Raw genomic sequence first — 25,612 nt, 5'->3', positions numbered from 1 at the left:
GACGGTGCGGAGCGTCTCGTGGCGCTGCACGACGTCGTGCAGCGCCTCGCGCAGCGCGGCGACGTTCAGCGCGCCGGTCATCCGCAGGGCCGTGGGGATGTTGTACGTGGCGCTGGGCCCTTCCATCTGCTGGAGGAACCACAGGCGCTGCTGGGCAAGGGAAAGAGGAAACATCACGAGTTCTCCGACCGCGACATCCGTCGCAACGCGGGGCGGGCGTTAGTACGGCTGGTCCGCAGCCGGGCTGCCAGGGCGGCGACCGTACGCGCCTCGAACACGGCCCGTACGTCCAGCTCGTCGGCGAATTCCGACCTGATCCGGTTGACCAGCCGGGTGGCGAGCAGCGAGTGGCCGCCCAGCGCGAAGAAGTCGTCCTCGACACCGACCTCGGGCACGCCGAGCACCTCGGCGTAGATCCGGCACAGGGTCCGCTCGCGCTCGTCGCGCGGCGGCCGGCCGCCGCCCCGGGAGCGGTGCTCGGGAGCGGGCAGCGCGCGCCGGTCCAGCTTGCCGTGCGGTGTGGTGGGCAGCTCGTCGAGGACGACCACGGCCGAGGGCACCATGTACTCGGGCAGCACCGCCGCCACCGCGCGCCTCAGCTCGTCCTCCCGCGGGAGGGCCCCCGCGGCCGGGACCACGTAGCCGGTCAGCCGCCGGTCCCCGGGGCGGTCCTCCCGGACGACGGCGACCGCCCGGGCGACCGGCTCCGCCGCGGCCAGGGCCTGCGCCACCTCGGCGAGTTCGATCCGGAAGCCGCGCAGCTTCACCTGTTCGTCCGCGCGGCCGGCGTACTCCAGCCCGCCGTCCGGCAGGCGGCGGGCCAGGTCGCCGGTGCGGTACATCCGCTCCCCCGGCTCCCCGAACGGGCAGGCCACGAACCGCTCCGCGGTCAGGCCGTACTGCCCCAGGTAGCCGCGGGCCAGACCCGGCCCGGCGACGTACAGTTCCCCGGCCACGCCGGGGGGCACGGGGGAGAGCCCCTCGTCCAGCACCATCGCGCGCACCCCGGCGAACGGGCGGCCGATCGGCACCGGTCCCCCGGGCAGGGGCGCTCCGGGAGGCAGGCGGTGCTCGGCGCAGTTGACGGTGAGTTCCGTGGGGCCGTAGGCGTTGACGATCGTGGTGTGCGGGTGGGCGGCCCGCCAGTCGCGCAGGGCACGCCCGTCGAGCGCCTCACCGCCCAGCACCAGGGTGCCGGACCGTGCCGGCAGGCCCGGGTGCCTCTCCAGCAGCGGCAGGTGGGAGGGCGTCGCCTTGACGAACGTCGCCCCGCTCCCCTCCGCCTCACGGTCCATCTCCCCCAGTACCACACAGCCTCCCGCGGCCAGGGGGGTGAACAGGGCGGTACCGCTGAGGTCGAAGGTCAGCGGTGAGTGCAGCAGGGCCGTCCCCGCCGCGTCCGGGTAGCGGCGGACGGCTCCTTCCACGTAGTCGGCCAGCGCCCCGCGCTCCACCGCGACGCCCTTGGGGCGGCCGGTGGATCCCGAGGTGTGGATGACGTAGGCGAGCGCGCGCGGGTGGGTCCGCACCGCCGGGAGGGCGGAGCCGTCGGCGGCCTCGAACGCCGGGTCCGCCAGGCCGAGCACCTCCGTGCCCGCTGCGGCGGGCGGGGCGAAGGCCGCCCGGGCGTCGCCGGTGCTCCCCGGGGCCAGCAGCAGGCGTACCCCGGCGTCCGCCGTCACCCGCTGCCGCCGCTCGGCCGGCCAGGCCTCGTCCACCGGCAGGTAGGCGGCGCCGGACTTGAGCACTCCCAGCAGCGCGGCCACCACTTCCGGGCGGCGCGGGGCGACCACCGCGACCACGTGCTCGGGGCCGATGCCGCGCCCGAGGAGCACCCGGGCCACCGCGTTCGCCCTCCGGTCCAGCTCGGCGTAGGTGAGCCGGCCGCCGTCCCACCGCAGCGCCGGGGCGCCGGGGTCGGCCGCCACCCGTTTCCCGAAGCGGGCGAGCGGTTCGTCGGCGGTTCCCGTGGCTCGGGGGCCGCGCCCGTGCTCCAGGGCCTGCCCCGCCTCGCCGGGGAGGAGCACGCTCACCTTCCTCACCGGGGTGGCGGGGGACGCGAGCACCTCCTCCAGCACCCGCAGCAGCCGGTCCACCAGCCCCCGTGCGGTCCCGCGGTCGAAGAGGTCGGTGCTGTAGGTGAGCACGCCGGGCATGCCGCCGTTCCCGGGACCGCCCGGGGAGATCACGAAGGACAGGTCGAACTTGGCGCTGCCTCCTCCCGTGCGGACGGCCTCGGCGGTCAGTCCGGGCAGGTCGCCCACCGGTGGCGACGCTTCGTCGAGGTTCTGCAGGGCGAGGGAGACCTGGAACAGCGGATGGCGGGCCAGGGACCGCTCGGGGGCGAGCACCTCCACCAGCCGTTCGAACGGCACGTCCTGGTGGGCGTAGGCGTCCAGGGCCGTCCTGCGCACGCGGTCCAGGACCTGTGCGAAGGTGGGCGTCCGGCTCAGGTCGGTGCGCAGGACCAGGGTGTTGACGAAGAGTCCGACGATGTCCTCCACCGCGCCGTCCGTGCGTCCGGCGACCGGGGTGCCCACGGGGATGTCCGTCCCCGCGCCCATCCGGTACAGCAGGACCGCCAGCGCGGCCTGGAGGACCATGAAGGGCGTGGTGCCGGTGGTCCCCGCCAGCGCCCGGATGCGCGCGGCCGTCGCGGCGGGAACGGTGAAGTCCGTCTCCTCGCCGCGGTGCGAGGGGACGGCCGGGCGCGGCCGGTCGGTGGGCAGTGCGAGTTCCTCCGGCAGTGCGGCGAGCTGCCGCCGCCAGTAGGCGAGCTGCTCGCCGAGCGGGCCGTCCTCCGCGTCGGGGCCGCCGAGCACCCGGTGCTGCCACAGGGTGTGGTCGACGTAGTCGACGGGTGGCGCCGCGGGCGCGAACCGTTCGCCGCCCACGCGGGCGGCGTACGCGGCGGCCAGGTCGCGCGCGATGATCCGCAGCGACCATCCGTCGGCCGCGATGTGGTGCGCCACCAGGAGCAGCAGGTGCTCTCCCGGTCCCCCGCCCGTGTGCGGGTCCGCCGGGTCGCGCGGCGGTCCGGTCCGGGTGAACAGCCTGCATCGCAGGGGGAGGCCGTCCGTCAGGTCGAAGGGTTCGGCCACCGCCTCGTCCGCCGCGCGGAGCGGGTCGCCGACCTGTTCCGGGACCAGCGTGAGCAGGCCGGCCGCCTCCGAGGTGTCCCGGACGACCTGGTGGGGGCCTTCGGCGTCCTCGTGGAACGAGGTGCGCAGGCTTCCGTGCCCCGCCATCACGTCGGTGACGGCGCCGCGCAGCGCGGCCGTGTCGAGGTGTCCGGTGAGGCGGAGCGCGAGCGGGATGTGGTACGCGGCGCTGCCGCCCTGCAGCCGGTGCAGGAACCACAGCCGCCGCTGGGCGAGCGACAGCGGGATGCGGGCGGGCCGCTCCTGGGCCCGGGAGACCGGCGGCCGGGCCGTCCCGGCCCGTGCGATCCCGGCGCCCAGCGCCGCCACCGTGGGGAGCTCGAAGAGGTCCCGCACCCTCAGCTCGGCACCGAGGGTGGTGCGCACCCTGCTGACCAGCCGGGTGGCGAGCAGCGAGTGGCCGCCCAGCGCGAAGAAGTCGTCGTCGATGCCGGCCGGCTGCACCCCGAGCACCTCGGCGAACAGGGAGAGCAGGACCGCCTCGTGCGGACCGCGGGGAGCGCGCGAGCGCGTCGCGTCGCTCCGGTCCGGCGGGGGCGGCAGCGCCGCCCGGTCCAGCTTGCCGTTGGCCGTCAGCGGCAGTTCGTCCAGCACCACCAGGGCGGAGGGCACCATGTACGAGGGCACCTTCGTCCGCAGGTGCTCGAGTACCGCGCCGGTGCCGGGCACCGTGTCGCCGGGCACCGCGTAGCCCACCAGACGCGGGCCGGCGGGACCTCCGTCGTGCACGGCGGCCGCCGCCTGCCGGACGTCCGGATGGGAGGCGAGCGCGGCCTCCACCTCGCCCAGCTCCACGCGGTGGCCGCGCACCTTCACCTGGCCGTCGGCCCTGCCGACCACGTCGATCTCCCCGCCGGGAAGCAGGCGTCCGAGGTCGCCGGTGCGGTACATCCGCCCGCCCGGAGCGCCGAAGGGGTCCGCGACGTAGCGCTCGGCCGTCGTCGCCGGGCGCCTCCAGTAGCCGCGGGTGACGAAGTCCCCGGCGATGTGGAGTTCGCCGACCACCCCCTCGGGCACCGGGCGGAGCCAGGGGTCGAGTACGTGGATCCGCGCCCCGGGCAGCGGCCGGCCGATGGACGGTGCGCCGTCCTCGGCGCCGTCCAGGAACTTGGCGGCCACGAACACGGTCGTCTCGGTCGGGCCGTAGAGGTTGCCGATCCGGGCCCCCGGGCAGGCGGCGCGCAGGGATTCGGCCAGGGAGGCGGGGAAGCGCTCGCCGGCGCACAGGACGGTGTCGACGGCGAGCGGGACGCCGCGTTCCAGCAGCGCCTGCATCGCCGAGGGGACGGCGTTCAGCAGGGAGGGTTCGCCGCCGTCCCGGTCGGCGACGGCCAGCGTGTTCTCCACGATCTCGATGCGGCCGCCCACGAGCAGCGGGACGAGGGTGTCGAAGACCGACACGTCGAAGCTCTCCGAAGTGGCGGCCACGGTGCGGCGCAGCCGGTCGGGGCCGATGCCGGTGACGGCCCAGGACAGCAGTGCGGCCACCTGAGCGTGCTCGACGGCCACCGCCTTGGGCAGGCCGCTGGAGCCGGACGTGTGGATGACGTAGGCGGTGTGGCCCGGCAGCAGCGGCCCGGCCCGCTCGGCGTCGGTCAGCGCGGCCGGATCGTACCGTTCGAGCAGTTCTTTGGTCAGGACGACGCGGTCGACGCCGTCCCGGGCGGCTTCCCGCGGATCCCGCGGGCCGGTGGCACCGGGCCGGGCGGCCGCGGCCCTGGGGTCGGTGAGCAGGCAGATTGGTGCGGTGTCCCGGAGCATGAACGCGGCGCGTTCCTCCGGCAGCGAGGCGTTCACGGGCACGTAACAGCCGCCCGCCTTGAGGATGCCGAGGACGGCGACGGGCAGCCACTCGTTCCGGGAGACGGTGAGGGCGACCCGGCTCTCGGGGCCGACCCCGCGTTCGCGCAACAGCCGCGCCAGCCGGTTCGCCCGGGCGTCGAGTTCGGCGTAGGTGAGTTCCCGGCCACCGGCCAGGACGGCCGGGGCGCGGGGCGCCCTGGCCACCTGCGCCTCGAACTCCTCCACGATCGTGGCCGGAGGAGTCGGGGGAGTCGGGGGAGTCGGGGGAGCCGGGGAGACCTCCGGGAGGGCGCCGGCGCCGTGCTCCCGCGGTCGCGGTGCCGGCCGCGGGGCGAGGGCGACCGCGGCGGTCGCGGTGGAGGGCGTCCCGTGGACGGCGGCCAGGGCGTGTTCCAGCAGGTCAGCCGCGCGCCGTGCGGTGTCGCGGTCCACCGCGTCGGGCCGGTGGTCCAGCCGCAGGCGGAGCGCCGGTCCGGGCAGCGCGTAGAGGGAGAGGGGGAAGTGGGTTGTGGTGATTCCGGATCCCCCCTCGACGCGCAGGCCGGTGTGGCCGAAGGAGCCGGCGGCGGCGAGGTCGTCGACGGGGTAGTTCTCGAAGGCCATGGTGGTGTCGAAGAGTTCGGCGTGCCCCGACCAGCGCTGGACGTCGGAGAGCCTGACGTGCTGGTGCTCCAGCAGGGCGGTCTGCTCGCGCTGGACGCGGACGACGAGGTCGCCGACCGGCTCGTGCGGCCGCAGCCGCACGCGCAGCGGCACCGTGTTGATGAAGAACCCGACCATGTCCTCGGCCCCGGGCAGCTCCGCCGGCCGGCCCGACACGGTCGTCCCGAAGACGACGTCGTCTCGGCCCGTGAGGCGGCCGAGCACCGTCGCCCAGGCGGCCTGCACGGCCGAGTTCACCGTCACGCCGCGGGCGCGCGCCCACTCGGTGAGCGCCCGGGTGTCCCGTTCGGTCAGCCGCGTCCACACCTGCTGCGGCGGTGGGCCGTTGCGTTCCGCGCCCGGTGCCGTCAGCGTGGGCCCGGGCAGCCCCGCCAGGGCCTGCCGCCAGGCCCCCGCGCTCCGCTCGGGCGGGCGCCGGGCCAGCCAGTCGAGGTGGTCGCGGTGCGGGCGGGCCGGCGGAAGCCCGAGGGGATCGCCCCCGCTGCCGTACAGCGCGGCCAGGTCCCTCATCAGGATGGGCATCGACCAGCCGTCGAGGATGATGTGGTGGTAGGTCACCGCCAGCCGGTGGCTGTCCTTCCCGGTCCTGGCGAGCAGGAAGCGCAGCAGGGGCGGCCGGCCGAGGTCGAACCCGGTCCGGTGACGCTCGTCCAGGAGCGCCTCCAGGTGTTTGTCCGCCTCCCCCGGGCCGCCGGTGGACCGCAGGTCCAGCTCCTCCCAGGACAGCGCGGGGCGGGAGACGACGAGTTGGAACCACTCCCCCGAACGCCGCTGCCGGAAGGCGGAGCGCAGCGCCGGATGCCTTCCCACCAGTGCCCGGGCGGCTTTCCTCATCCGGTCGGCGTCCAGGTCGCCGGAGAGTGCGAGAACCAGCCGGCTGACGTAGGCGTCGGGGGCCTCCTCGTCGAAGACGGCGTGGAAGAGCAGCCCCTCCTGGAGGGGTGTGACCGGCAGAACCTCCTCGACCATGTGCTTGGGTCCGCTCACTGGGTCTCCTCCCACTCCGTGCCGAACTCCTCCTCCAGTTCCGCGAGTTCCTCGGCGCTGATGGGCCGTGCGCCGGGCTCGGCTCCGTCGTGCTCCGGGGTGTCCCGCTCCTGCTCCCTGCCCTCCGGCTCCCTGCCCTCCAGCGCTCTCGCCAGTGCCGCCACGGTGTGGTGCTCGAAGACGTCACGGGTGGTCAGCGGCAGCCCCTGCTCGCGTGCGCGGCCGACGAGCCGGACGGAGAGGATGCTGTCGCCGCCCAGGCCGAAGAAGCTGTCCTCGGTGCCCACCCTGCTCAGCCCCAGCAGTTCGGCGAAGAGCCGGCAGAGCAGTTCCTCCCGGGGTGTCTCCGGAGGCCGGTTCCCGGCCGCGCCGGCCGGATCGGGGTCGGGCAGCGCGGCCCGGTCCACCTTCCCGTTGGCGGTCAGCGGGAAGGCGTCGAGGACGACGACGGCCGAGGGCACCATGTAGTCCGGCAGCCGTCCGGCCAGGTGCTCGCGCAGTTCGGCGGCCAGTTCCCGGTCGCGCTGCGGGGCCGACGGGTCGTTCGTCCGCGGCCGGTCCGGATCCGGCTCGTACGGCCACAGCTCGGCCGGTGGTGCCACCCGCGCGGCGCCGCTTCCGGCGGGGACGTCCCCGTCCGGCGGGGCCAGCACCAGGTCCACGGTGTCCGCGGGCCCCGCGGCCGACCAGTGCACCCACGCGGTGCGTCCGGCCTCCGCCGCCACCTCGTACAGGTCCTCCGGGTCCATGCCGTCGGCGGGTCCGTCCAGCAGCCGCTGCGCCGCGGTGACCGGCCGCCCGTCCTCCAGTGCGGCCAGGGCGGCCGTCTCGCGCCGTACGCGGGCGTTGGGGATCCCGGTGACGCGCAGCGCGCCGCGGTGCGCCGCGCAGAGCCCGGCCAGCCACGCGCGGTCACCGGCCTCCGCCCAGGGCACCTCGGTGGCCGGGGCCCGGCCGGCGGGCCCGGGACCGGCCGCGGGCCCGGCCGGCTTCACCAGCAGGACGTCGTAGCGGTACCGCGTCAGCTCGTTGCGCGGCCGCCCCCGCCGGACCCGTACGTCCAGGACGAGCGGTTCGCCGGCCTCCCGGCGCAGCCGTGCGAAGTAACCCGGGTCCACGGCGAGTTCCTTCTCCGCGGCCGTCCTGTGATCGGCGGACGCCAGCACCCGGCCCGGTGTGTCGCCCGCGGCGGCGTTGCCGATCTCCACCGAGGCGCGGAAGGTCCGCAGCAGCGCCAGGCTGCGCACATCTCCGACGAAGAGCCGTCCGCCGGGCCCCAGCAGTTCGAGCGCGCCGCGCAGCACCCGGGAGAGGTAGTCGGCGCCGGGGAAGTACTGGATGACGGAGTTGAGCACGACGGTGTCGTAGAAGCCCCGCCGCAGGCCGGTGAAGTCGTGCGCCGGGCGGACGTGCAGTTCCGTCCTGTCCCTCAGCGCGGGTTCGGCCCCGACCTGCTCGCGCAGGGTTTCGATCGCCTGCGCGGACAGGTCGGTCCCGTGGTAGGCGACGCATTCCGGCGCCAGCTCCGACAGCAGCAGGCCGGTGCCCACCCCGATCTCCAGCAGCCGCGCGGGCCGCAGTGCCCGGATGCGGTCCACCGTGGCCGCCCGCCACTGGAGCATCTCCTCCAGCGGGATGGGCTCCCCGGTGTGGCTGCTCCGCCAGATCCCGAAGTCCTGGCCCAGGGGGACCGGTCCGGATCCGCCGTAGAGGGTGTCGTACGCCTCCTGCCACTCGTCGAGCCGGTTCTGCTCCCGGTCCGTGTCGCGCTCGGCCCGGTGGGGCTCGGGGACCACGTAGGCCACGAGCCGCCGGTGCGGGCCGGCGGCGGCGCCGTCCGGCACGGAGGGGGCGCGGGCGACCACGACCGCTCCGAAGACGTCCCGGTGCGCACCGAGGGCCGCCTCGATCTCACCCGGCTCGATGCGGAAACCCCGCACCTTGATCTGGTGGTCGGTGCGCCCGAGGAACTCCAGCTCCCCGTCCCTGCGTCTGCGCACGAGATCTCCCGTGCGGTACATCCGGCCGCCGGGTCCGTCGAAGGGGTCGGCGACGAATCGCTCCGCGGTCAGACCGCCGCGGCCCAGATAGCCGCGGGCCACGCCGGCGCCGGCCAGGTAGAGCTCGCCGGGGACGCCGTCGGGGACCGGGCCGAGCCACTCGTCCAGGACGTAGGCCCGGGTGTTGCGCAGCGCCCTGCCGATCGGCGGAGCCCCCTGGGCGGCACGGTCGAGGCGGGCGGCGGTGGACCAGATGGTGGTCTCGGTGGGCCCGTAGACGTTGACCAGTTCGCCGTCCGGTTCGCGCAGCCGGGACGCCAGGGAGGCGGGGAGCGCCTCGCCGCCCACCAGCTTGCGCAGCCCGCGCAGTGCGCCGGGCGCGGTCTCGACCAGCATCTGCCAGGTGCTCGGGGTGGCCTGGAGGGTGGTGGCGCCGCTTCGGGTGAGCAGTTCCGCCAGCGCCCGCGGGTCCCGTGCGGTGCCGCGGTCGGCCAGTACCAGTTCGGCGCCGCTGGTCAGAGGCAGGAACAGCTCCAGGGCCGCGATGTCGAAGCCGACCGTGGTGACGGCCACCAGCCGGTCCCCGGCGGCGAAGCGCAGCCGTTCCCGCATGTCGGCCAGCAGGTTGGCGAGGTTGCCGCGGCTGACGACCACGCCCTTGGGGCGGCCCGTCGAGCCCGAGGTGTGCAGCACGTAAGCGGCCTGGTCCGGCAGCGGCGCGGGAACCGCGGGCGGGGGCTCGGCGGTGGCCCGTACGGCGTCGGCCGCCAGGAGGGTGGCGGCGCCGCACGCGGCCGCGGCCGCGGTGATCGCGGGGCGGCGGTCCGCCGTGGTGAGCAGCGCCACCGGACGGGTGTCGGCCAGGACCGCGGCGATGCGCTCGTCCGGGTACTCCGGGTCCAGCGGCACGTAGGCGGCACCGGTCCGCAGGACGCCGAGCAGGCAGGCCACCAGGTCGGCGGTGCGCGGAAGGCACACCGCGACCCGCTGCTCGGGGCCGGCGCCGCGGGCGGCCAGCGCCCCCGCCACCCGGTGGGCCCGCTCGTCGAGTTCGGAGTATGTGAGGCTCTCCTCGGCGCAGCGGACCGCCACCGCGTCCGGTGTCGCCGCGGCGCGGGCGAGAAAGAGTCCGGCCGGGTCCTCGGCCGGGTCCGCGGCGGTGGCGCCCCACTCGGCCGCCAGCGCGCCGCGTTCGGCCCCGCTCAGCACCGGGACGCGGCTGAGCGGCGTCCCGGGTTCCTCGGCGACCGCCAGCAGCAGGTCGCGGTAGCGCTCGGTCAGCCGCGCGACGGTGTCGGCGTCGAAGAGGTCGGTGGCGTACTCGACGGCGCCCTCGACGACGGTCGCGCCGGCCGGGTCTCGGGACTCGACCAGATTCACGAAGAGGTCGTACTTGGCCGCCGCCTTGGCGGGGCGCTCCGCGGTGACCTCCAGGCCCGGCATGACGGCCTCGCCGCGCTCGTTGTTCTGAAGGGCCAGCAGCACCTGGAAGACGGGGTGCCGGGAGAGGGAGCGGGTGGGGTTGAGCGCCTCCACCAGTTGCTCGAACGGTATGTCCTGGTGGGCGAAGGCGGACAGGTCGGCCTCCCGCACCCGGTCCAGCAGCTGCTCGAAGGTGGGGTCGCCGCTGAGGTCGGTGCGCAGCGCCAGGGTGTTGACGAAGAAGCCGACGAGGTCGTCGACCGCCTCGTCGCCGCGGCCGGCCACCGGTGTGCCCAGGACGATGTCCCGGCCGGCCCCCAGTCTGGCGAACAGCGCCGCGAGACCCGCCTGCAGCACCATGAACAAGGTCGCCTGCCGGGAGTGCGCCAGCGTGCGCAGCCGGTTCCGCAGCCGGGCCGGCAGGGTGAAGCGGTGGATCGCGCCGCGGTGGCTCTCCATCGCGGGACGCGGCCGGTCGGTGGGCAGCTCGATCTGCTCCGGTGCCCCCTCCAGCGCGTCGCGCCAGAAGGCGAGCTGGCGTGCGAAGAGGCTGTCGGGATCGTCCGCGTCGCCGAGCAGCCGCTCCTTCCACAGGGTGAAGTCGGCGTACTGCACCGGCAGCGGCCGCCACTGCGGGGCGCGTCCTTCGAGCCGCGCGGCGTAGGCGGTGCTCAGGTCGCGGGCGAGCGGCGCGAGCGACCAGCCGTCGCCGGCGATGTGGTGCAGCACCAGGGAGAGCACATGGTCGCCGGGTCCGGTGCGCAGCAGCACCGCGCGCAGCGGCAGGTCCTCGGTCAGCGTGAACGCGTGGTCGCACGCCTCGGCGAGGGCGGCCGGCAGGTCCTCCTCGGCGACGTCCACGACGGCCGGCTCGGGCGCGGCCTCACCTGGCTCGACCACATGCTGGTGGGGGACGCCGTTCTCGGCCGGGAAGACCGTGCGCAGGGCTTCGTGCCGGGCCACCACGTCCGCCAGCGCGGCGCGCAGGGCCCCGACGTCCAGGGTGCCGCGCAGCCGCAGGGTGAGCGGGATGTTGTAGGTCGCGCCGGGTCCCTCCAGCTCTCCGAGGAACCACAGCCGCCGCTGGGCGGAGGAGAGCGGGACACGGCGCGGTCGTCGCTGCGGCACCAGGCGGGGCCGTCCGGTCCCGGCGGTGTCCAGCCGCCGGGCCAGCGCGGCGGGCGTGGGCGCCTCGAAGAGCGCGCGGATGCCGATCTCCACCCCCAGCACCGACCGGATCCGGCTGATGAGCCGGACCGCCGACAGGGAGTGCCCGCCCAGGGCGAAGAAGTCGGCGTCCCGGCCGACCTCCTCCAGGTGGAGGACGTCGGAGAAGGCCGCGCAGAGGGCCTCCTCCCGTGGACCGGACGGCGCGCCGCCGCCTGCGAGCGCCGTCCGGTCCGGGGCGGGCAGCGCCCCGCGGTCCAGCTTGCCGTTCGGGGTCAGCGGCAGTGCGGGCAGCGTCACCACGGCGGCGGGGACCATGTAACCGGGCAGCGCGCCGGCCAGGTGGGCGCGTATCTCGTGCGGCTCGGGTCCGGTGTCCTTGTCCGGCACCGTGTAGCAGACCAGGTACCGGTCGTCCGGCCCGTCCCCGTGGACCGCCGCGGCGGCCTGGCCGACGCCCGGGTGGCGCCGCGCCGCCGCCTCGATCTCCCCCAGCTCGATGCGGTAACCGCGCAGTTTGACCTGGGCGTCGGACCGGCCGACGTAGTGCAGGCCGCCGCCCGGGTCACGTCTGACCAGATCACCGGTCCGGTACATCCGCCCGCCGGTCTCGAACGGGTCGGCGACGAAGCGGGTGGCCGTCAGCCCGGGGCGCTGCCGGTAGCCGCGGGCCAGGCCGGGGCCGGCGACGTACAGCTCGCCGACGACGCCCGACGGCACGGGCCGCAGCCGCTCGTCGAGCACGTGCGCGCACAGGTCGTCCAGGGGGAGGCCGATGGGGCTGCCGCCGCCTTCCAGCGCGGCGCCGTCCAGCTCCAGGTGGGTGACGTGCACGGTCGTCTCGGTGATTCCGTACATGTTCACCAGGCGGACCGGCCGGTCCCGCCAGGGGGCGAGCTGGGCGGTGTCCAGTGCCTCGCCGCCGAAGACCACGTACCGCAGCGCGGCGGTGGCCTCCGCCGGGACGCTCTGCTCGGTCTCCGCCCGCAGGAGCTGGAGGAAGGCGGAGGGCGTCTGGCTGAGCACCGTGACGCGTTCGCGGCGCAGCAGTCGCAGGAAGTCCCCGGGGGACCGGGCCACGTCGTGCGGCACGACGACCAGCCGGCCGCCGTACGCCAGGGCGCCCCATATCTCCCACACGGAGAAGTCGAAGGCGCTGGAGTGGAAGAGCGTCCAGACGTCCTCCTGCCCGAAGTCCATGGCCGAACGGCAGGCTCCCAGCAGCCGCGCGACGTTGGCGTGGCTGACGACCACGGCCTTGGGCCGTCCGGTCGAGCCCGAGGTGTAGATGGTGTAGGCGGGGTGGTCGGGGAGCAGGGGCGCACGGCGGTCGGCGTCGGTGACCGGCGCCGCCGACAGCCCGGCCGCCGCGGCCTCGGTCCCGGGCGAGTCGAGCAGCAGCCAGGGCGCCTCGCCGGCCGACCCGCCGAGCGCGTCGTGCAGGGCGGCCCGGCCCGCACGGGTGGAGAGCACCGCGACCGGCCGGCTGTCGCGGAGGATGTAGGAGGTGCGCTCGGCCGGGTGGTCGGGGTCGATCGCGAGGTAGGCGGCGCCCGACTTCAGCACGGCGAGCATGGCCGGCACCAGGTCCGCCGAGCGGGGTACGGCCAGGGCCACGAAGTCCTCCGGCCCCGCGCCGAGTTCCAGCAGCATGCGGGCCAGGCGGTTGGACCGGTCGTCCAGCTCCGCGTAGTCCATGGTCGTCCCGCCCGCGGTGAGGGCGGGGGCGAAGGGGGTTCGTCCGGCCTGGGCGGCGAACAGCGCGGGCAGGTCGGTGACGGCGGATCCGGTCCTTGCCCGCCCGGCGGCGGCTTGGGCCTCCGCCAGCAGCCGGCGTTCCTCCCCGGTGATGACGTCGAGCTGTCCCAGCCGCAGGCCGGGCTCGTGCGTCACCGCGCGCAGCACCGCCACGAGCCGCTCCGTCAGGGCCTTCGCGGTCGCGCGGTCGAACAGGTCGGGGCGGTACCGCAGGGTTCCGTCGAGTCCCGTTCCACCCGTGGGCGGGGCACCGCCGGGCTCGGTGAAGGTCAGGTCGAGGTCGGTGTGCGCGGTGCCCTCGGCGGTCGGCAGCGGCTCCACGCGCAGGCCCGGCAGGTCCAGGAGGTGGTCCAGCGCTCCCCGGGCCGCGTTGTCGAGGGTGAGCATCGTCTGCACGAGGGGATGCCTGCCGGGCGAGCGGGCGGGGTTGAGCGCCTCCACCAGCCGTTCGAACGGCACGTCCTGGTGGGTGTACGCCTTCAGGTCGGTCTCGCGCACCCGCTCCAGCAGTTCCTCGAACGTCGGGTCGCCCGAGGTGTCCGTGCGCAGGACCAGGGTGTTGACCAGGAAGCCGACGAGGTCGGCGGTCTCGGGCCGGTCGCGACCGGCCGACGGGGTGCCCACGGGGATGTCGGTGCCGGCTCCGAGCCTGGTCAGCAGGGCGGCCAGGGCGGCGTGCAGGACCATGAACCCGGTGGCCCGGCCGCGGGCGGCCAGCGCCAGGATCCCCCGGTGCAGTGCGGCGTCGATCCGGAAGTCGATCCGTTCGGCGTGTGCGGGGGGCGCCGTCGGCCGCGGCCGGTCGTAGGGGAGCGGAAGCTCGTCGGGCAGGCCGCGCAACTCCTCGGTCCAGTGGGCGAGCCGGCGGGCCGCCGGGTCGTCCGCGCCGTCCCCGGAGTCCGGCGCGCGGTGCTGCCGGAGCACGTGGTCGGTGTGGCTCGCGGCCGGTGTCGCCCACCGGGGTTCGCCACCGGCCGCGCGGGCCCGGTAGGCGGCGGCCAGGTCCCGGGCCAGCGGCCCCATCGACCAGCCGTCGGCGGCGATGTGGTGGATGACCAGGAGCAGCACGTGCTCGCCGCCCGGGAGCGCGAACAGGACGTGCCGCATCGGAACGTCCTCGGCGAGGTCGAAGGGCAGGCGGACGGCTTCGCGCACCAGGCCGTCGAGTTCCTCCGCGGAGGCGGGGACGGCGGCCGGCGCGGAGGGGGGCCTCGCGGGCAGGACGATCTGGTAGGGCCCCTCCTCGTCCTCGCGGAAGACCGTGCGCAGGCTCTCGTGCCGGGCGGCCAGGTCGCCCAGTGCGGCGTGCAGGGCGCCGGTGTCGAGGTCTCCGGTCAGCCGCAGCGCGACGCTGATGTGGTAGCCGCCGGCCTCCTTGTCGTAGCGGTTGAGGAACCACAGCCTGCGCTGGGCGTGGGACAGGGGCAGACGCTCCGGCGCCGGCCGGGCACCGCGGCCGGCGGGCCCCGCGGCCGGGGATTCCCGGTACGGCTCGGGCTCCGCCGGTCCCGCCGGTCCCACCGGTCCCACCGGTTCCGCCAGTTCCGCCGGTTCCGCCGGTTCCGCCGGTTCCCCGCCGTCCGTCAGCTGCGCGGCGATCTGCGGGTCGGCCAGGAGGTCCGCGACGGTGCGGTGGTCGAAGATCGTGCGGATGTCCAGCCGCAGACCGAGCTCGGCCCGGATGCGGCCCGCGAGGCGGACGGCCAGCAGCGAGTGGCCGCCCAGGGCGAAGAAGTCGTCGTCCACAGTGGTCCCGGGCACGCCCAGGACCTCCGCGAACAGCGTGCACAGGGCTCTCTCGGCGGCGGTGCGCGGCGCCCGTCCGGCGGATCCGGCGCCGTACGCGGGCGCGGGCAGCGCCCTGCGGTCCAGCTTGCCGTTCTCGGTGCGCGGCAACTCCGCCAGGACCACGATCGCGGCCGGAACCATGTACTCCGGCAGTTCCGAGGCGAGGTCGCGCAGCGCGGCGGCCGTGTCGAAGTCCGCCTCCGCCCCTTCCTCGGGCACCACGTACCCCGTCAGCCTCCTGTCCCCCGGCTCGTCCTCGCGCACGACGACGGTGGCCCGGGCGACGCCGGCGCGGCCGGCGAGAGCGGCCTCCACCTCGCCCAGTTCCACCCGGAAGCCGCGCACCTTGACCTGGTCGTCGGTACGGCCCAGGCACTCCATGATCCCGTCGGGCCGCCAGCGGCCCAGGTCCCCGGTGCGGTACATCCGCTCACCCGGCGCGTCGAACGGGCAGGGCAGGAAGCGCTCGGCGGTCAGGCCCGGCCTCCCGTGGTAGCCGCGGGCCACGCCGACGCCGGAGACGTATATCTCGCCGACGACGCCGGCCGGCACGGGCCGGAGCAGGTGGTCGAGCACGAACATGTGGTTGCCGGGCAGCGGCCGGCCGATCGGCAGCAGGCCGGCCGGCACCTCCTCGCCGGGCCCGAGGTACAGGTCGGAGCAGTTGACGCTGGTCTCCGACGGCCCGTAGTCGTTGAAGACCGCGGCCTGCCGGTGGCGGGCGCGCCAGCGCTCCAGCATCTCGCCGGTGAGCGGCTCGCCGCCGAGCACGAGCGTGCCGGGGCGCTCGCCGGCGGTGCCGAGGACACCGGGCAGCTCGTCCAGGAGCGCGACGTGGGAGGGCGTGCCCTTCACGAAGGTGACGCCGGCTTCCTGCGCGTGTTCGTCGAGTTCCGCCAGCAGCAGGGTCCCGCCGGAGATCAGCGTGGTGAACAGGGCCGTCACCGTGAGGTCGAACGCCACCGGTGAGTGCAGCAGCGACACCCCGGCGGCGTCCGGGTAGCGGTCGCGGGACCGGACCGCGTGCGCGGCCAGCGAACCGCGGCCGATCGCCACCCCTTTGGGACGGCCGGTGGAGCCGGATGTGTAGAGGACGTAGGCGAGGGTGTCGTGTCCGACCGGGCGCGGGCGCTCCCGGTCCGTCACCGGCCCGCCCGGGGTCCGGGCCAGTTCGTCCGCGGTCGCGGGCAGGTCGACGCAGAGGATCTGCCGCCCCGGCACCCTGGGCACCAGGTGGGCGTGGGCGGAGGTGGTCAGCACGAGGGCGGGTGCGCCGTCGGACAGGAGCAGCCCGATCCGTTCGGCCGGGTAGTCCACGTCCACCGGCAGATACGCCGCACCGGCCTTGAGCGCCCCCCACAGCCCGGTGAGCAGGTCGGCGCCGCGCGGGAAGACCAGGCCGACCAGGTCCTCGGCCCCGATCCCGCGGGCGATGAGGAAACGCGCCATGCGGTTGGCGCGCGCGTCGAAGTCGGCGTAGGTCAGACGGAGTCCTCCCGCACCGCCCTCGACCAGCGCGAGGGCGTCCGGGGTGCGGGCGGCCTGTTCCTCGAAGAGGGCGACGGGGCACTCCCGCCCGCTCGCCGCCTCCCCGCGCGCCCAGTCGCCCAGCAGTGTGGCGTGCTCGTGCGGGAGCAGCACGTCCAGCCGTCCCGCCGGGGTGGCGCCGGACGTCGCCATGGTGTCGAGCACCTGCTCGAACCGCGCCGCCAGGTCGTCGACCCACTCCCGGGTGAACAGGTCGGGGCGGTAGGTGAAGCGGAGCCGGAAGCCGGGGGCGGGGCCGACGGTGACGCTGAGCGGGTAGTGGTTGCTGTCGTGGCCGCGTACGTCGCGCAGTGCGAGCCCGTCGCCTCCCTCACCGCCGAGGAGGCCGGCGGCGGGGTCCAGCGGATAGTTCTCGAAGACGAGCGTGGTGTCGAAGAGGTCGCCCGTCCCCAGCCGGCGCTGCACCTCCGCCAGCGGGACGAACTGGTGGTCCAGCAGTCCGGCCTGCTCCCGCTGCACGCGCCGCACCAGTGCCTCCAGCGGCTCGCCGGGGTCCAGGACGACGCGCACCGGCACGGTGTTCATCAGCAGGCCGACGACCTCCGCGGAGCCGGGCAGGTCGGTGGGCCGGCCGGAGACCGCGATGCCGAAGCTCACGTCGTCCCGGCCGGTGAGGCGGCCCAGCACAAGGGCCCAGGCCGTCTCGATCGCCGAGTTGAGCGTGACGCCGTGCCGCCTGGCCCAGCCGGTGAGGCGGGAGACGACCTCCGGGTTCATGGCGCGGTGGTGCGGGAGGGGCGCCGCGCCGCCGCGCGGGGCGTTCGGGGCGATCAGCGAGGGTTCGAGCCCGGCGAGCGCCCGTGCCCACACCTCCCGGGCCGCTTCGCGGTCCTGTCCGCCGAGCCAGGCCAGGTAGTCGCGGTACGGCCGTGCGCCGGGCAGGCGGACGCCGCCGTCCGCCCCGTACAGCGCCATGAGGTCGCGCACCACCAGCGGCAGCGACCAGCCGTCCAGCACCAGGTGATGGTTGGTCAGGGCCAGGACGTGCCGGTCCGCCGCGGTCCGCACGAGCAGGAACCGCACGAGCGGCGGCCTGGAGAGATCGAACCGGCGGGCGCGCTGCTCGACGAGCAGGTCCTCCAGCCGCCGCTGCCGCTCCTCCCCGTCCGGGCCCGTCAGGTCGTGCTCCTCCCAGTCGGCGGGCACCCGTGCGGCGACCGCCTGCACCCACTCGCCGGAGCGGCGCTGGAGGAAGGCCGAGCGCAGCGCCTGGTGCCGGTCGACGACCCGCTGGGCGGCGTCCCGCAGGCGGGTGGCCGACAGCTCTCCGTCGATCTCCAGAACCAGCTGGCCGACGTAGACGTCCTCCGCCTGGTCGTCGAAGGTGCTGTGGAAGAGCAGGCCCTCCTGGGCGGGTCCGAGTCCGAGCAGGTCGGCCACCCGGAAGTCCGCCGCCGCCTCGCACTCCTCGATCTCGTGCTGTTCCAGAACGCCGATGCCGGTCTCCGAGGGGATCAGGCCGCCGCCCCGGGGGGTGCCGGACAGTGCCACGAGCTCGTGCAGCGCCGCCTCCCACTCCCGCGCCAGCTCGGTCAGCCGCGCCTCGGACATCGAACGGGCGGAGGCGTTCCAGCGCGCCGCCAGTACGGGCCCCCCGGGGCCGTCCTCCAGAAGGACGGTCAGTTCCACCTCGTGCGCCAGCGGAAGCTCCGGTGGCTGCGGGGCGACGCTGTGGCCCGCGACGGTCCACGCCCCGCCGTCGCCGGCGCCGTCCGCGGCGGAGGCAACGGCGGAGGCAACGGCCACCCGCCCGAGGTAGTTGAAGCCGAACTGGGGGCGGGGCAGTGCGGGGCCGTCCTCACCGGGGGACGGTCCCGCGCCGCCGTGACGGAGCAGGTCGTGGCCCAGCCCGGCGTCCGGCACGGTGCGCAGCCGCTCCTTGGTGTCCTTCAGCAGCCGCGCGGCCCCGGCACCGGGCCGCAGCCGCACCGGGTGGACGGAGGTGAACCAGCCGACGGTGCGGGACAGGTCCACTTCCGGCAAAAGCGCGTCCTGCCGGCCGTGGCTCTCGGTCTCCACGACGAACACGGGCCGGCCGCCCAGCACCCGGGAGGCGGCCAGCGCGTAACCGGCCAGCAGCAGTTCCCCGGTCTCCGCGCGGAGCGCCGCCGCGGCGGTGCGGACGAGCGCGTCGGTCAGGCCGGCCGGCAGTCTGTGCTCGGTCTCGCGCGCCGAGCCGTGGGTGTCGACGTCGGGGTCGAGCCGCACCTCCAGGGCGACCACCTCGCCGTCCGGGTCCTCCAGGCCCGCCAGGGTCTCCCGCCAGTGGGGGAGGCGGCCGGTCACGGCGGGCCCGGCGGCCGAGGCGGCGGCACGGGTGGCCCACTCCCGCAGGGAGGTGCCCTCCGGCAGCGGGGACGTCCGCGCGGCGGGGGTGGCGGACGTGTCCCAGAGGTGACGGATGTCGTCCAGCAGGATCCGCCAGGAGACGCCGTCCACACAGAGGTGGTGGGCCACCAGCACCAGCAGGCCGCTTCGCCGCGGACCGCGGTCCAGCCATGCGGCCCGCAGCACGGCGCCCGCGCCCGGGTCGAGACCGTCCCGGGCGCGCCGGGCCTCCTGCTCCACCGCTTCCCGCAGCGCCGTCTCCGGCAGGTTCGCGGCGTCGCGGTGCCACAGCAGGTCCGCTGCCGCCACGGAACCCGGCTCGCCCACCACCAGGCCGTCCGGCGGGCCGCTCCGGTCCGCGGCGGCCCGCAGCCGCAGCGCTCCGTGGTGGTCGATCAGCGTCTGCAGCACGCGCCGGACGTCGTCCGGGCCGGCCGCCGCGGGAGTGGTGAGGACCATCGACTGGTTGAACCGGTCGGCGCCGCGGGCGCGGAGCGACCCGGTCCTGGCGACGAGCCGCGCGGCGGCGGGGACGTACGGCAGCGGCCCGCTGGGGGCGAGCCGCTCCGGCTCGGGCCGGGCGCCCTCGTCCCCGGCCGGGCCGGCGGACCGGGCCACGGTCGCCAGCTCGGCGACCGTGGGGTGTTCGAAGACGTCGCGCACGGTGAAGCGCAGTCCGGCCCTGCGTGCGCGGCCGACGAGCTGGATGCTGACGATGCTGTCGCCGCCGAGCGCGAAGAAGCCGTCCTCCGGTCCGGCCCCGGGCAGCCCGAGCACCTCGGCGAAGAGCGCGCACAGCAGCTCCTCCCGCGGTCCGCGCGGCGCCCGGCGCTCCGGGTGACGGCCGAAGTCGGGCGCCGGCAGAGCCCGGTGGTCCAGTTTGCCGTTGGGGGTGAGCGGCAGGCGGTCCAGTTCCACGAGTGTGGCGGGCACCATGTACCCGGGCAGCCGGGAGCGCAGCCGCTCCAGGAGAGCGGCCGGGTCGGGCCCTCCGCCGACCGTGTAGCCGACCAGGCGGGCGGGGGCGGCGGGGGTGTCCGCGGCCCCGGGGCCGCCGCCCGTGCCCCCGGTGAGGACCACGGCCGCCTCGCGCACGCCGGGCAGCTCCAGCAGCGCGGCCTCCACCTCGCCCGGCTCCACCCGGAAGCCGCGCACCTTGACCTGGGCGTCGGCCCGGCCCTCGTAGACCAGTTCGCCGTCCGCGGTCCACCGCATCAGGTCGCCGGTGCGGTACATCCGCTCCCCCGGCTCCCCGGACGGGCAGGCCACGAACCGCTCCGCGGTGGCCGCCGCCCTGCCGCGGTACCCGCGGGCGACCCCGGGCCCGCAGACGTACAGCTCGCCCGTCACGCCCGGGGCGACCGGGCGGAGGCGGTCGTCGAGCAGGTGCACCCGGGCGCCCGCCACCGGGCGGCCGACCGGCACGGGCCCCGGACCCGCCTCCGTACCCGGGGCGACCCTGAACTCCAGGCAGTTGACGGTGGTCTCCGTCGGCCCGTAGCTGTTGAAGACGGTGGTGCCCGGGCGGCTGCCCCGCCAGCGGTCCAGCCGCGCGCCCAGCAGCGGCTCGCCCGCCAGGACGACCGTCCCGGGGGCCGCGGGGCCGCCGAACTCCTCCAGCAGCGCCAGGTGGGAGGGCGTGGCCTTGAGGAAGTCCGGACACTCCTCCTCCCACCGCGCGATCCCGGCCTCGTCGAGTTCTCCCACCCGTATCCGCCCGCCCGCGGCCAGCGGCCCGTAGACAGTGGCGACCGTGAGGTCGAAGGCGACCGGTGAATGCAGCAGACAGGTGCCTCGCAGCGCCTCCCCGTAGGTCTCGACGGTGCGCTCGACGAACGCGTCCAGCGAGTCCCGCTGTACGACGACGGCCTTGGGGCGGCCGGTCGAGCCCGAGGTGTAGATCGTGTAGGCGGCGTTCTTCCCGGTCACCGGCCGGGCGAGGTCCGTCGCGTCCGGCACGGTGGGGTCGTGACCGGCGAGTTCGGCCTCGGTGTCCTCCTCCCCCAGCACCAGCACGGCGTGTCCGGTCCCCGCGGGGAGTGCGCCCAGGTGCGCGCCGTCGGTCACGGCCGCCGCCGGAGCGGAGTCCGAGACGGCCCACCGGTTGCGGTCGGCCGGGTGCCCGGTGTCGAGCGGGAGGTAGGCGGCGCCGGCCCGCAGCACCCCGAGCAGGGTGGCGACCAGATCCGCTCCGCGCGGCAGAAGCACGGCGACGAGGTCCTCGGCCCCCACGCCCCGGGCGGCCAGGGCCCGCGCCAGCCGGTTGGCACGGGCGTCGAGTTCGGCGTACGTCCACACCCGGCCGGGCTCGGCCACCGCGGTGGCCTCCGGAACGAGGGCGGCCCGGGCGGCGATTCTCTCCGCCACCGGCCCGGCGCGGTGGCCGCGGGCCTTCGCCGTGCCCCACTCGCGCACCGTGCGGTGTTCGGCGGCGCTGAGGACGTCGATGGCCCCGATCGGCCGGTCGGGGCCGTCGGCCATCGCGGTCAGCACGCCGAGCAGCCGCTCGGTGAGCCGGTGCGCGGTGGCGGCGTCGAACATGTCGGCCGCGTACACCAGCGCTCCTTCCAGCGCCTGCCCCCGCTCGTCCCGGTGCGTGAAGTGCCAGGAGAGGTCGAACTTCGTCTCGCCGGACTCCACCGCCCCGATCCGGGTGTCCAGCCCGGGGAACCGGGCCCGTCCCCGGCGCTGCTCCGTGCCGTTGAGGACCAGCATGACCTGGAAGAGGGGGTGTCGTGCGGAGGAGCGCACGGGGTTGACCGCGTCCACGACCCGGTCGAACGGCACGTCCTGGTGGGCGAGGGCCGCGAGGTCGCCGTCCCGCGTCCGTGCCAGCAGTTCGGCGACGGTCGGGGTTCCCGAGACGTCGGTGCGCAGGACCACGGTGTTGACGAAGCAGCCGACGACATCGTCGAGCGCCTCGTCGCCGCGGCCGGCCACCGGTGTGCCCAGCGGGATGTCCGAGCCGGCCCCCATGCGGCTCAGCAGGAGGGCGACCGCGGTCTGCAGCACCATGAAGGGAGTGGCCCGTACGCTCCCGGCCAGCTCTGCCAGCCGGGCGTAGAGCTCGGGCGGCACCTCGAACCGCGCCGCCGCGCCCCGGCGGAGCGGTTCCCGCGACCGGGGCCGGTCGGCGGGAAGCCGTATGCGGTCCGGCAGCCCGGCCAGGGCCCGGCGCCAGTGGTCGATTCCCTCGGCCTGCGCGGTGGCGCGCTCCTCGTTCTCGTGCTCCCACAGGGCGAAGTCGGCGTATGTCACCTCCGGCTCCGGGAGGTCGGGGGCCCGCCCGGCGAGCCTGGCCGCGTAGGCCGCGGCCAGGTCCCCGACCAGCGGTCCCATCGACGCCCCGTCGGCGGCGATGTGGTGGACGAGCAGCAGCAGTACGTGTTCGCGCTCACCGGTCCGGTAGAGCCGGGCGCGTAGCGGCAGGTCCTCGGCGAGGTCGAAGACGTGGCCCGCGGCCGCGCGCAGTTCCCCGGCGAGTTCCTCGGGCGCGATGTCGCGCACCGGCAGCCCCGGGCGGTGGCCGCCGGGGGGCGCGATGTGCTGTTCGGGCACGGCCTCCGCGCCGGCGGCGCCTTCCGCGGCGGTCCGGACGGTGGTCCGCAGCGCCTCGTGCCGGTCCACCACGTCGCCGAGCGCGGCGTGCAGCGCGGGGACGTCCAGCGGTCCGTCGAAGCGCAGGGTGGTCGGGATGTTGTAGGCGGCCGAGGCTCCCTGGAGTTCGTCGATGAACCACAGCCGGCGTTGCGCGGACGACAGCGGTACCCGGTCCGGCCTCGGGCGGACCGGGCGGACGCGGCTGCCCGTCGCCGCCCCGCCGCCGAGTTCCTCCGCCAGCCGGGCGACGGTCGGGGCCCGGAAGACCTCCCGTACCGTGACCGCCCCGCCCAGCCTGTCGCGGATACGGCTCGCCAGCCGGGCGGCCAGCAGGGAGTCGCCGCCCAGCGCGAAGAAGTCGTGGTCGGCGCCGACCCGTTCGACGCCCAGCACCTGCGCGAACAGCTCGCACAGGGCCTCCTCGCGGGCGTCGCGCGGTTCCCGTCCCGCGGGCAGGTGCGCGGCGCCGGGGGCGGGCAGCGCCGTGCGGTCCACCTTGCCGTTGGCCGTGCGCGGGATCTCCGCCAGCGCCACCAGTGCCGAGGGGACCAGATGGGCGGGGAGCCGGGCGGCGATCAGCTTGCGCCACCGTTCCACGTCGGGCTCTTCCGCGGGACGGTCCGGGCCGGCGGGTTCGGGCACCAGGTAGGCGACGAGCCTGCGGTCGCCCGGCCGCTCCTCGCGCACGGTCACCAGCGCCTGCGCGACCCCGTCGAGTTCGGTGAGGGCCGCCTCGACCTCGCCCGGCTCCACCCGGAAGCCCCGTATCTTCACCTGGTCGTCCGCCCGGCCGGCGAACTCCAGCACGGCACGGTCCTCTCCCCGCACCCGGCGCACCAGGTCCCCGGTGCGGTACATCCTCTCGCCCGCCCCGCCGTAGGGGTCGGCGACGAAGCGGGCGGCGGTGAGGCCGGGGCGGCGCAGATAGCCGCGTGCCAGTCCCGCACCACGCAGGTACAGCTCTCCCGTCACCCCGTCGGGCACGGGTCTGAGCGCGGCGTCCAGGACGTAGGCGTCCACACCGGCCTCGGTGTTCCCGATGTCCGGCACCCGGTCGCCGCCCGCCGCGCAGCGTCCGGAGGTGGCCTGGACGGTCGCCTCGGTGGGCCCGTAGACGTTGAACATCAAACGACCGGGCGCCCATCGGGCGATCAGCGCGGGCGGAGGCTGTTCACCGCCGGTGACCAGGACGGCCAGGTCGGGGAAATCGCCGGGCGGCACCGTGGCCAGCACGGTGGGCGGTGCGAGGGCCGTCGTGACGCGCCGGGTGCGCAGGAACCCGGCCAGTTCCTCGCCGGCGAGTCCGTGCGGCGGGAGGACGAGGCAGCTCCCCGACGTCAGCGCCATCGCGAGTTCGGCGACGGCGACGTCGAACCCGAGGGCCGCGAGCTGCGCCACCCTGGAACCGGGGCCCAGCCCGTAGCGGTCGGTCTGCTCGGCCGCCAGTGCGGCGATGCCGGCGTGAGTGACCACGACTCCCTTGGGGCGCCCGGTCGAGCCGGAGGTGTAGACGACGTACGCGGGCAGGTCCGCCGGAAGGTCTCCGGCCAGGGGCGCTTCCGCCTCCTCGTGCCACGCTCCGTCGCCGAGGAGGTCGCCGCTCGACACCCATGGGCAGCCGGTGTCCGAAAGCCCCGTCCCGGCCTCGCCGACCACCAGGGCGGGACGGGCGTCGCGCAGCAGGAACCCGATGCGCTCCGCCGGGTACTCCGGGTCGACGGGGAGGTAGGCGCCCCCGGCCCGCTGGACTCCGAGCACCAGTGCCGCCAGTTCCACCCCCCGCGGCACCGCGAGGGCGACGATGCTCTCGGGCCCCACGCCCCGGGCGGCCAGCCGCCGGGCCACCCGGTCGGCGCGCGCGTCGAGCCGGGCGTACGTCCAGACCTCCCGGTCCGATTCGACCGCCGGGGCGCCGGGGGTGCGGGCGGCCTGCCGGGCGAAGAGTTCGGGCAGGGTCCGGGCGGGAAGGTCCCGTCTCGGGCTCCGCCCGGAGGCCAGGGCCCTGGCCTCCTCCGGCGCGTCGAGCAGGCGCGCTCGGCCGATCGGAGCGTCGGCGTTCTCGCCCGTGCGCGTCAGGAAATCCGCCAGCCGCCCGGCCAGCGACGCCACCGCCTCCTTCGAGTGGAGCCGGGGGTTGGCGGTGACGGTGATCGTCAGCCGCCGTCCGTCCCCCGGAGCGCCGAGCAGGTTGACCGCCAGGTCCTCGACCGGTCCGGCCGACAGTTCGTGCACCGGCGACAGGCAGTCGCCGAAGTCGAGCACCGGGGCGAAGGCCATGACGTTGACCAGCGTCGGAGTCAGCGAGGCGGTGTGCGGGGAGAGCCCGAGCGCACGGCTGATGTCCTCGGTGCGGTGACGTTGATGCCGCAGCACGGTGCCGATCTCGGCCGCGGTCTGCTCCAGCAGCGAGGCGAACGGCATCCCCTGCCTCACCCTGAGCCGGAGCGGCACGACGTTCGCCAGCATCCCGGGGGTGCGCACCGCGGCGGGCGTGGCCCTGGCGGCGACCGGGAACCCGAGGACGAGGTCCTCCCCGGGCGCGTGGCGGCTCAGGAAGGCGGCCACCGCCGCCGTGGCGAACACCGACCAGGTACTGCCGCTCTTCTCCACCCTCAGGCCCAGTGCGGCGGTGTCGGCGGCGCAGATGTGCACCGAGCGCCGCAGCGCGTCGGACGCGGCGTACGCACCGGGCGTACCGGGTGAACCGGGCGTGGTGGACGTACCGGGCGTGGCGGGGCCGGCGACGCTCGTGGGGGACGGGAGGTCGCCGAGCCGCCTCCGCCAGTGGTCGGCGTCCGCGCGGTGGCGGGCGGAGTGCCGGTAGTCGCGGTCCTCCTCGGCGAGGCGGGCCAGCGACGCGAAGTGGCAGGGGGGCGGCTCCTGGCCGGCGCGCAGCGTGCGGTACACCGTCGCGAGTCTGTCCAGGTAGAGCGCGGCGCCGAACCCGTCGAGGGCGAGGTGGTGGTAGCGCAGGTGCAGGATGCCGCGGTGGTCGCCGAGGAGTATCAGGGTGTGCCGGCAGGTGTCGCCGGCGGCGAGGTCCCACGGCTCCGCCTGTCGGCGGTCCATCCAGTCCAGGGCCTCGGAGCGCGGGTGGCCGCGGCCGCGGAGATCCAGCCGGGACAGCCCTGTCTGCGTGCTCGGCGGCCGGGTGAGCACGAGCTGCTCCAGTGCTCCGTCCCCGTCCTCCCGGAAGGCGGTGCGCAGCGCCTCGGTGTCGGCGACCGCCCGGCGGACCGCCTCGCCCAGTACCTCCTCCACCACGTGGTCGAGTTCGAGGTAGAGGCCGCAGGTGTAGAGTCCGTCGTCCGACCGCAGACGCTGCGCGGTCCAGATCCCGGACTGGGCCGAGGTGGCGGCCACGCGGTCTGCCGGGGGCTCCAGCAT

Annotated in this window: 3 protein-coding genes (1 of these 3 cut by a window edge); all 3 read right to left on the bottom strand. The window is 75.8% G+C overall.

Annotation, left to right across the window (positions count from 1 at the left end):
* Nucleotides 1-174: part of a non-ribosomal peptide synthetase coding region (locus CUT83_RS06735; protein ID WP_143688503.1), annotated on the bottom strand (this coding region is incomplete at its 3' end). 7,505 nt of the annotated region lie to the left of the window's left edge; the window shows 174 of its 7,679 annotated nt.
* Nucleotides 174-6,614 carry a non-ribosomal peptide synthetase gene (locus tag CUT83_RS06730; protein WP_101254959.1) on the bottom strand — a complete coding sequence of 2,147 codons (6,441 nt, stop codon included), beginning with the start codon at nt 6,612-6,614 and terminating at the stop codon, nt 174-176. The genes CUT83_RS06730 and CUT83_RS06735, both read right to left, overlap by 1 nt.
* Nucleotides 6,611-25,612: a non-ribosomal peptide synthetase gene (locus CUT83_RS06725; RefSeq protein ID WP_101254958.1), complete on the bottom strand. Its 19,002-nt coding sequence runs from the start codon at nt 25,610-25,612 to the stop codon at nt 6,611-6,613. Before CUT83_RS06725 ends, CUT83_RS06730 begins: the two co-directional genes overlap by 4 nt.

Origin of the sequence: Streptomyces barkulensis (assembly GCF_002843305.1) — a bacterium.
Lineage (GTDB): Bacteria > Actinomycetota > Actinomycetes > Streptomycetales > Streptomycetaceae > Streptomyces > Streptomyces barkulensis.
Note: the sequence above shows the minus strand (reverse complement) of the source record. Positions and strands in the feature narration are given on the sequence as shown.